The sequence below is a fragment of the Candidatus Polarisedimenticolaceae bacterium genome, assembly GCA_036376135.1.
Taxonomy (GTDB): domain Bacteria; phylum Acidobacteriota; class Polarisedimenticolia; order Polarisedimenticolales; family DASRJG01; genus DASVAW01.
Genome location: DASVAW010000115.1, coordinates 1 through 8,326 on the forward strand (window position 1 = coordinate 1; position 8,326 = coordinate 8,326).

Annotated in this window: 7 protein-coding genes and 5 tRNA genes; 1 reads left to right on the forward strand and 11 read right to left on the reverse strand. The window is 67.4% G+C overall.

The window, feature by feature from the left end:
• A partial coding sequence (locus VF139_11615; GenBank protein HEX6852041.1) for a hypothetical protein occupies window positions 1–224 on the forward strand: 224 nt, incomplete at its 5' end.
• Here the strand turns inward: VF139_11615 and rho are convergent.
• The 11 genes from rho to VF139_11670 form a co-directional block, all read right to left on the reverse strand.
• Window positions 221–1,477 (reverse strand): transcription termination factor Rho, encoded by a 1,257-nt coding sequence (gene rho / locus VF139_11620; protein HEX6852042.1) that lies wholly within the window; start codon window positions 1,475–1,477, stop codon window positions 221–223. The genes VF139_11615 and rho overlap by 4 nt on opposite strands.
• The gene (gene yihA / locus VF139_11625; GenBank protein HEX6852043.1) at window positions 1,474–2,070 is read right to left on the reverse strand and encodes a ribosome biogenesis GTP-binding protein YihA/YsxC; all 597 of its coding nucleotides are present in this window, start codon (window positions 2,068–2,070) and stop codon (window positions 1,474–1,476) included. The genes rho and yihA overlap by 4 nt, the downstream gene beginning before the upstream one ends.
• Window positions 2,067–4,487, reverse strand: a complete 2,421-nt coding sequence (gene lon / locus VF139_11630; protein ID HEX6852044.1) for an endopeptidase La — start codon at window positions 4,485–4,487, stop codon at window positions 2,067–2,069. The genes yihA and lon overlap by 4 nt, the downstream gene beginning before the upstream one ends.
• A gap of 44 nt (window positions 4,488–4,531) precedes the next feature.
• Window positions 4,532–5,770, reverse strand: coding sequence for an ATP-dependent Clp protease ATP-binding subunit ClpX (gene clpX / locus VF139_11635; GenBank protein ID HEX6852045.1), 1,239 nt, complete (start codon window positions 5,768–5,770; stop codon window positions 4,532–4,534).
• Between the two features lie 15 nt (window positions 5,771–5,785).
• Window positions 5,786–6,370: an ATP-dependent Clp endopeptidase proteolytic subunit ClpP gene (gene clpP / locus VF139_11640; protein HEX6852046.1), complete on the reverse strand. Its 585-nt coding sequence runs from the start codon at window positions 6,368–6,370 to the stop codon at window positions 5,786–5,788.
• Window positions 6,371–6,373: 3 nt separating this feature from the next.
• Window positions 6,374–7,651: a trigger factor gene (tig, locus tag VF139_11645; protein ID HEX6852047.1), complete on the reverse strand. Its 1,278-nt coding sequence runs from the start codon at window positions 7,649–7,651 to the stop codon at window positions 6,374–6,376.
• A gap of 46 nt (window positions 7,652–7,697) precedes the next feature.
• A tRNA-Lys gene (locus tag VF139_11650) sits at window positions 7,698–7,773 on the reverse strand.
• 58 nt (window positions 7,774–7,831) lie between these two features.
• A tRNA-His gene (locus tag VF139_11655) sits at window positions 7,832–7,908 on the reverse strand.
• A 24-nt stretch (window positions 7,909–7,932) separates the two neighbouring features.
• A tRNA-Arg gene (locus VF139_11660) sits at window positions 7,933–8,008 on the reverse strand.
• Between the two features lie 116 nt (window positions 8,009–8,124).
• Window positions 8,125–8,202: transfer RNA gene (locus VF139_11665), tRNA-Arg, on the reverse strand.
• A 44-nt stretch (window positions 8,203–8,246) separates the two neighbouring features.
• Window positions 8,247–8,323 (reverse strand) — tRNA-Pro (locus VF139_11670).
• Window positions 8,324–8,326: the final 3 nt, after the last annotated feature.

Sequence of the window (8,326 nt, forward strand, 5' to 3'; positions counted from 1 at the left end):
TGGATTACACGTTCCGTCGCTCGGCGAGCAGCCGCTGGCACCCCCGGCTCATCGTGGACGTCTTCCACCTGTTCAGCGAGCGGGAACCGGTGGACGTCGACCAGGTTCACTACTTCAACGCCGACGACAGCGGCAATCCGATCAACCCGAACCCGACGTACGGCCAGCCGACGCGGTACTTCCCGCCGACGACGGTCCGCCTGGGCCTCGAGGTGAGCTTCTAGCCCGCCATCGAGCTCAGGAACTCCGCGTTGTCCTTCGTCTTGAGCATCTTGTCCCGGAGCAGCTCCATCGCCTCGACGGGGCTCATCTGCTGGAGGACCTTGCGGAGGACCCACGCCCGGTCGAGCTCCTGCTTGCTGAGAAGCAGCTCTTCCTTGCGGGTTCCGGAGTGCTGGAGATCGATCGCCGGGAAGACGCGCCGGTCGGCGAGGCGCCGGTCGAGGTTGATCTCCATGTTCCCGGTTCCCTTGAACTCCTCGAAGATCACGTCGTCCATGCGCGAGCCGGTGTCGATCAGCGCCGTCGCCATGATCGTCAGCGAGCCCCCCTCCTCGACGTTGCGCGCGGCGCCGAAGAAGCGCTTGGGCTTCTGGAGCGCGGCCGCGTCGATGCCCCCGGACATGATCCGGCCGGTCGTCGGCTGCACCGCGTTGTAGGCGCGCGCCAGGCGCGTGACCGAGTCGAGGAGGAGCACGACGTCGCGCTTGGCCTCCACGAGCCGCTTGCAGCGCTCGAGGACCATCTCGGCGACCTGGACGTGGCGCTGGGCGGTCTCGTCGAAGGTCGACCAGATGACCTCCCCCTTGACCGTGCGGCGCATGTCGGTGACCTCCTCGGGACGTTCGTCCACGAGGAGGACGATCAGGACCATCTCGGGGTGGTTCACCGCGATCGAGTTCGCGATGTGCTGGAGCATCATCGTCTTCCCCGTCCGCGGCGGGGAGACGATCAGCCCGCGCTGGCCGCGGCCGAGCGGGGTCATGAGATCGATCACGCGCCCCGTGACGTCGGGGCCGGCGGTCTCGACGCGGATCTTCCCCTCCGGATAAAGCGGCGTCAGGTTGTCGAAGGTCTTCCGGCCGCGGATCGTCTCGGGGTGGAGGCCGTTCACCGCGTCCAGGCGCGCGAGGGCGAAGTAGCGCTCCCCCGGCTTGGGCGGTCTCACCTGCCCCACGACGTGGTCGCCGGTGGTGAGGCCGAAGCGCCGGATCTGGTTCGGCGAGACGTAGACGTCGTCGGGGCCGGGAAGGTAGGACAGCTCGCGGGCCCGCAGGAAGCCGTACCCGTCGGAGAGCTTCTCGAGGACCCCCTCGCAGAGGATCGCCCCGCCCGAGCCCGCCTGGGCCTGCAGGATCCGGTAGAGCAGCTCCTGCCTGCGCAGCGTGCCCGCCCCTTCGACCTCGAACCCGGAGGCGATCCGCACGAGTTGCCCCGCGTCCATCGCCTTGAGCTCGCGCATGTCCATCACGTTCATCGCCGTCCCTCGCGGAGCGCCGCATCGAGGTGACGCCAGACCTCGGCGACCCCCAGCCCCGTCTCCGCAGACACCATCACCGGCCCCTCCGTCTCGTCCGGAAAGGCCCGTTTCAAGGCCGCCGCCGACTTCGCGCGCTCGTTCCCCGAGAGCTTGTCGGCCTTCGTCGCGACCACCAGGTGCGGCACGTCGCGGTCCTCGAGCCAGGTCTTCATCATCTTGTCCATGTCCGTCGCCTCGTGGCGCGCGTCCACGAGCAGGATGCCGATCGCCAGATGCTCCCGGTGGCGCTCGAGGTATCCCTCGACCATCGGGCCCCACTCCCTCCGCACGCGCTCGGGGACCTTCGCGTAGCCGTAGCCGGGGAGGTCGACGAACCACACCGCGTCGTTGATGCGGTAGAAGTTGACGCTCTGCGTCCTCCCCGGGGTCGACGAGGTTCTCGCCAGGCCCTGCTTTCCCAGCAGCCGGTTGATCCACGACGACTTGCCGACGTTCGACCTCCCGAGGAACGCGACGTGCGGCCCCGGGGCCTTCGGCTCGTCCTTCGCGGCGAAGGCCGAACACTCGAATCGGCAGCTCTCGATCTTCAATGCGTCACGGGGCCGTCCGCGGCGGGCCGATCCTCGGCCGAGTCCGGATCCGCGGGAACCTCCTCCGCCGGAAGGCGCCCCGCGAGCGCGATCTCGAGCACTTCGTCCATCGTCTCGACGAGCCGGAACGTCATCTGCTTTCCGATCTCGTCGGGGACCTCGGCGAGGTCCTTCTCGTTCTCCTTCGGGAGGATCACCGTGGTCGCGCCGTAGCGGTGCGCCGCGAGGACCTTCTCCTTGAGGCCGCCGATCGGCAGCACCTTCCCGCGCAGCGTGATCTCCCCCGTCATCGCGACGTCCGGGCGGACCGGGACGCCGGTGAGCAGCGAGGTGAGGGCCGTCGCGAGCGTGATCCCCGCCGAAGGGCCGTCCTTGGGGATCGCCCCTTCCGGCAGGTGCACGTGGATGTCGTATTTCCGGTGGAACATCGGGTCGATGCCCAGCGCCTCGGCGCGCGAGCGGATGAACGACATCGCCGCCTGCGCCGACTCCTGCATCACCTCGCCGAGCTGTCCGGTGAGGGTGAGCCTTCCCCGGCCGCGCATGAGGGTCGCCTCGGTCGGCAGGATCTCGCCGCCGACCTCGGTCCACGCGAGGCCGGTCGCCACGCCCACCTCGGGGCGGCGCTCGATCTCGCGCGGCGGGTGGTAGTGCGGGACGCCGAGCATCTCGACGACGCGGGCGGGGCCGATCCGGACCTCCTTGGGCGTCTCGCCGGCCACGACCTGGCGGGCGATCTTCCGGCAGATCGAGGCGACCTCGCGCTCGAGGGAGCGCACCCCCGCCTCGCGGGTGTACCGCTCGATCAGCTCGCGGATCGCGTCCTCCTCGACCACGACCCCGGCCTTCTCGAGCCCGTGGTTTCGGATCTGCTTCGGGACGAGGTACTTCTCCGCGATCGCCATCTTCTCCGGGAGGGTGTACCCGGCGAGACGGATCACCTCCATGCGGTCGCGCAGCGCCGGCGGGATCGTGTGCATCACGTTCGCCGTGGCGATGAACATCACCTCGCTCAGGTCGAACTCCGTGTCGAGGTAGTGGTCGACGAAGGAGTGGTTCTGCTCGGGATCGAGGACCTCGAGCAGCGCCGCCGAGGGATCGCCGCGGAAGTCCGCGGCCATCTTGTCGACCTCGTCGAGCAGGAAGACCGGGTTCTTCGTCCCCGCCTTCTTCATCATCTGGAGGATCTGCCCGGGGAAGGCGCCGATGTAGGTGCGCCGATGACCGCGGACCTCGGCCTCGTCGCGCACGCCCCCCAGCGACAGCCGCACGAACTCGCGACCGGTCGCCCGCGCGATCGACTTCGCGAGGGAGGTCTTCCCGACGCCGGGAGGGCCGGCGAAGCAGAGGATCGAGCCCTTCATCTTCTTGACGAGGCGGCGAACCGCGAGGAACTCGAGGATGCGCTCCTTGACCTTCTCGAGGCCGTGGTGGTCCTCGTTGAGGATCTTCTCGGCGCGCTTGATGTCGGTGAGCTCGCGCGACTTCTTGTGCCACGGGACCGCGAGCAGCCACTCGAGGTAGTTGCGCGAAACGGTGGCCTCCGCCGAGACGGGGGGCATGACCTCCAGGCGCTTGAGCTCCTGCAGGGCCTTCTCCTTCGCCTCGGCGGGCATCTTGGCCCGCTCGATCTTCTGGCGGAACTCCTCGTTCTCGTTGACGCGTTCGTCCTTCTTGCCCAGCTCCTGCTGGATCGCCTTGATCTTCTCGTTGAGGTAGTACTCCTTCTGGGCCTTCTCCATCTGCTTCTTGACGCGGTTGTTGATCTTCTTGTCGACGCGGAGCTTCTCGATCTCGGCGTCGAGCAGGCGTCCGACGGCCTCGAGGCGCTCCTTGGCGCCGACCGTCTCGAGCAACGCCTGCTTGTCGTCGGCGCCGACGGGCAGGTGTGCGGCGATCGTGTCCGCCAGGCGACTGGAGTCGGCGATCTTGAGCGTCGAGTACATCGTCTCGTACGGGAGCCCCGGCGAGAACTTGATGTAGCGCTCGAACAGCGCGGAGACGCGGGCGACGGTCTCCTGGAGATCCTCCGCGACCTCCGGGACGCGCTCCATGTCCTTCACGACCGCTCGGAAGAACCCCTCCGCGTCCTCCTCCACCTCGAGCATCCGCCCGCGGTGCACGCCCTCGACGAGCAGCTTCACGTTGCCGTTCGGGAGCTTGAGGTGCTGGACGATCGTCGCCACGGTGCCGACCGAGTTCAGCTCGGCCGGACCGGGATTGTCCAGCCGCGGATTGCGCTGGGCCGTCAGGAACAGGCGTTTCTCCCCGGCGAGGGCGCGCTCCACGGCGAGCAGCGACGAGCGCCTCCCGACGACGAAGGGGACCATCGTGTGCGGGAAGACGACGATGTCCCGGAGCGGGACGACGGGCAGAGCGGTGACGTCGGCGGCGGAGCGCTTCGAGCGTTCCTCCATGGGGGTTCCTCCGGTCTGGGATCGAGTCGGAAGGAAACGGGCGCCTAGCCGGCCTTTTCCATCACGACGAGGGGGGTCGCCTTGTTCAGGACGACGTCGCGGGTGACGACGACCTCCTTGACGCCCGTCTGCGAAGGCAGATGGAACATCAGGTCCAGCATGAGCTCCTCCAGAATCATCCGGAGGCCGCGGGCCCCGATCTTCCTCTCCACCGCCTGCTGGGAGACGGCTTCGAGGGCGTCGTCGGTGAACCTCAGAGATGCCCCTTCGAACTCGAAGATTTTCTGGTACTGCTTGACGAGTGCGTTCTTGGGCTCGGTCAGGATGCGGATCAGGGACGGGACGTCGAGCTCGTCGAGCGCCGCCACCACGGGGAGGCGTCCGACGAACTCGGGGATCATGCCGAACTTGATGAGGTCGCCGGGTTGCCCCTGGGCGAGCGTGCCGCCGATGTCCTTCTCGCGGCGCCCCTTGACCTCGGCGTTGAACCCCATCGCCTTGCGCCCGATGCGCTGCTCGATGATGGAGTCGAGCCCGACGAAGGCTCCGCCGCAGATGAAGAGGATGTTCGTCGTGTCGACCGGGACGAACTCCTGGTGCGGGTGCTTGCGTCCCCCCTGCGGCGGCACGTTGGCGACGGTCCCCTCGAGGATCTTGAGGAGCGCCTGCTGCACCCCTTCCCCCGAGACGTCGCGGGTGATCGAGGGGTTTTCGCCCTTGCGGGCGATCTTGTCGACCTCGTCGATGTAGATGATGCCGCGCTGGCACTTCTCGACGTCGTTCCCCGCCGCCTGCAGCAGCTTGAGGATGATGTTCTCGACGTCCTCGCCGACGTAGCCGGCCTCGGTGAGGGTGGTCGCGTCGACGATCGCGAACGGAACCGACAGCAGGCGTGCGAGGGTCTGCGCGAGGAGCGTCTTGCCGGAGCCGGTCGGGCCGATCAGGAGGATGTTCGACTTCTGGATCTCGACGTCGTTGCGCCGACGCGACATCTCGTTGCGCTTGTAGTGGTTGTAGACCGCGACGGCGAGCCGCTTTTTGGCCGCGTCCTGCCCGACCACGTATTCATCGAGGAAGTTCTTGATCTCCTGGGGCTTGGGAAGGCGCATCCGGCCTTCCTGATCCTCGTGCTCCTTCTCCTCGGCGATGATGTCGAGGCAGATGTCCACGCATTCGTCGCAGATGTAGACGGTCGGGCCGGCGATGAGCTTGCGGACGTCCCGCTGGCTCTTGTTGCAGAACGAGCACTTGAGGCCTTCGCCGTCCGGTTTCTTGCGCGACATCGAGGGAAGCTCTCCTCAGGCCCGCTCGCGGATCACCTGGTCCACGATGCCGTATTCGACCCCCTGGGAAGCCGACATGATGTAGTCGCGGTCGGTGTCCTTCGAAATCCGCTCCGCGTCCTGCCCGGTGTGCCGCACGAGGATGTCGTTGAGCATCTCGCGGATCCGCAGGATCTCGCGGGCGTGGATCTCGATGTCCGTCGCCTGCCCCGAGACCCCGCCGAGGGGCTGGTGGATGAGGATCCTGGCGTTGGGAAGCGCGTACCGCTTCCCCTTCGTGCCCGCCGCCAGCAGCACGGCCGCCATGCTCGCGCACTGGCCGACGCAGAAGGTGCTGATGTCGGGCTTGATGAACTGCATCGTGTCGTAGATCGCGAGCCCCGCCGTGACCGACCCCCCGGGGGAGTTGATGTAGATCGAGATGTCCTTGTCGGGGTCCTCGGCCTCGAGGAACAGCAGCTGCGCGATGACCAGATTGGCGACGTGATCGTCAATCGGGGTCCCGATGAAGATGATGTTGTCCTTCAGCAGGCGCGAATAAATGTCGTAAGCGCGCTCGCCTCGGCTGGTCTGCTCGACCACCATCGGGATCAAGGGCATGCGTCACTCCGCCCGGCGAATATTAGCAACCGAGGTCAGGAAGTCAAGCGATTTCTCTCTAACCATCTGAATCTCAAGGGCTTGCATACCTGCCCCCTTGGAGAGCCGCTCGCGGACCGCAGCCGGCTTTTCGCCGATGCGCTCGGCTTCCCGGCTGATCCGGGCTTCCACCTCCGCGCGATCGACGGTGATCGACTCGGCCTTCGCCACCGCGTCGAGGACCAGCCGCGCGTGCACGGTCTTGCGCGCCGGCTCCTCCTGGCGGTCCCGGGCGGCCTTCCAGTCGATCTCGGCCGTCCTGGGGTCGACCCCGTGGTACATCATCGCGCGAACCATGTCCTCCAGCCGCTCCCGGATCTCGTCCTCGACGAGGATCTCCGGGAGGGCGACCGGATTCTCCAGAAGGACCTTGTCCAGAACCGCCTGCCTCGTGGCGGAGCGCACCTCGGCGAGCTTCCGATCCTCGAGATCCCTGCGGATCCGCTCCCGGAGCGCCGCGAAGCTCTCGAAGTCCCCCATGTCCTTGGCGAACTCGTCGTCGAGGGCGGGGAGCTCGCGGCGTTTCACCTCGTGCACGTGGATTTGATACCGCGCGTTTCGCCCGGCGAGCCTCTCGATCGCGAAGTCCGCGGGGTAAACGACGTGAAAGTCGAGATCGTCCCCCGGTTTCGCCCCGTGGATGGCGTCGTTGAAGGCGGGGACCTGGTCGGTGAGCCCTACCTCGAGCATCGCCCGCTCGCGGGTCCTGGGCTCCTCCCCGTCGACCGCCTCGGTCACGTCGGCGACGAGGAGGTCCCCCGCGGCGGCCGCCCTCCCCTCCTCGGCGAGGTAGCGGGCGTGGGCGTTTCGGAGCTGGTCGAGCGCCTCGTCGATCTCCGCCTCGCCCACCTGGGGCGCGGACTCCCGAACCTCGACCCCCTTGTAGTCCTTGACCGCGAACTCGGGGAGGACCTCGAAAGTCGTCTTGAAGGTGAACGGCTGCCCTTCCTCGGCCTTCAACTCGTCGAGGACGGGATCGCCCAGGGGGCGGAACCCCTTCTCGCGCGCCGCCTCCGCGTAGAGACGGGAGACGAGGCGCTCCCGGACGTCGTCCTGGATCTCCTTCGCGAAGCGTTTGCGCACGAGGTCGACGGGGACCTTCCCCTGCCGGAAGCCGGGGATGCGCACCTGGGAGGCCCATCGGCGCACCACCGCTTCGGTCTCCCGCGAGACCTCGTCTTCCGATGCCTCGATGGAGAGGGTTTTCTTGACGGGGCTGATTTCGGTGACTTCGATCTTCATGGGAACCCCTGCGGCGCCGCGAAGGAAGGTCGGTGTCGCGCCGGGATGGTGAGCCGCCCAGGAATCGAACCTGGAACCCGCAGATTAAGAGTCTGCTGCTCTGCCAATTGAGCTAGCGGCCCGTCGGATGCCTTCCCGATGGAAGGCCGCACACCTTAGCACAGCGCTGCCAGCGAACATTGGGGTGGGTGAGGGGATTCGAACCCCCGACGGCCAGATCCACAGTCTGGAGCTCTACCAGGCTGAGCTACACCCACCACACCTTGCGGGACGGCTCGACGTGGCGCGCCTGGAGGGCTTCGAACCCCCGACCCGCGGCTTAGAAGGCCGCTGCTCTGTCCCCTGAGCTACAGGCGCCTTCCGAGCCCGGGTACGGCCCGTCTCGTCGGCCAACCCGCGCGGACTCTAACGGAATCGGGGGTCCGTCGCAAGAATGCCCCGCCGGACGCGTGGTCCGGCGGGGCGTTCCCGATTGGTGCGCGTGGCAGGATTTGAACCTGCGACACCTAGCTCCGGAGGCTAGTGCTCTATCCGGGCTGAGCTACACGCGCGAATCTTCGATCTTCCGACCGCCGTCGTCCTGCGCCGCGACGTTTGGTCGGGGCGGAGGGATTTGAACCCCCGACCACCTGCTCCCAAAGCAGGCGCGCTACCGGGCTGCGCTACGCCCCGAGG

Bases quoted from the DNA above. Each gene is read 5' to 3' on its own strand.
- clpP (HEX6852046.1), bottom strand. From the start codon at position 6,370: ATGCCCTTGATCCCGATGGTGGTCGAGCAGACCAGCCGAGGCGAGCGC.
- tig (HEX6852047.1), bottom strand. From the start codon at position 7,651: ATGAAGATCGAAGTCACCGAAATCAGCCCCGTCAAGAAAACCCTCTCC.
- lon (HEX6852044.1), bottom strand. From the start codon at position 4,487: ATGGAGGAACGCTCGAAGCGCTCCGCCGCCGACGTCACCGCTCTGCCC.
- clpX (HEX6852045.1), bottom strand. From the start codon at position 5,770: ATGTCGCGCAAGAAACCGGACGGCGAAGGCCTCAAGTGCTCGTTCTGC.
- rho (HEX6852042.1), bottom strand. From the start codon at position 1,477: ATGAACGTGATGGACATGCGCGAGCTCAAGGCGATGGACGCGGGGCAA.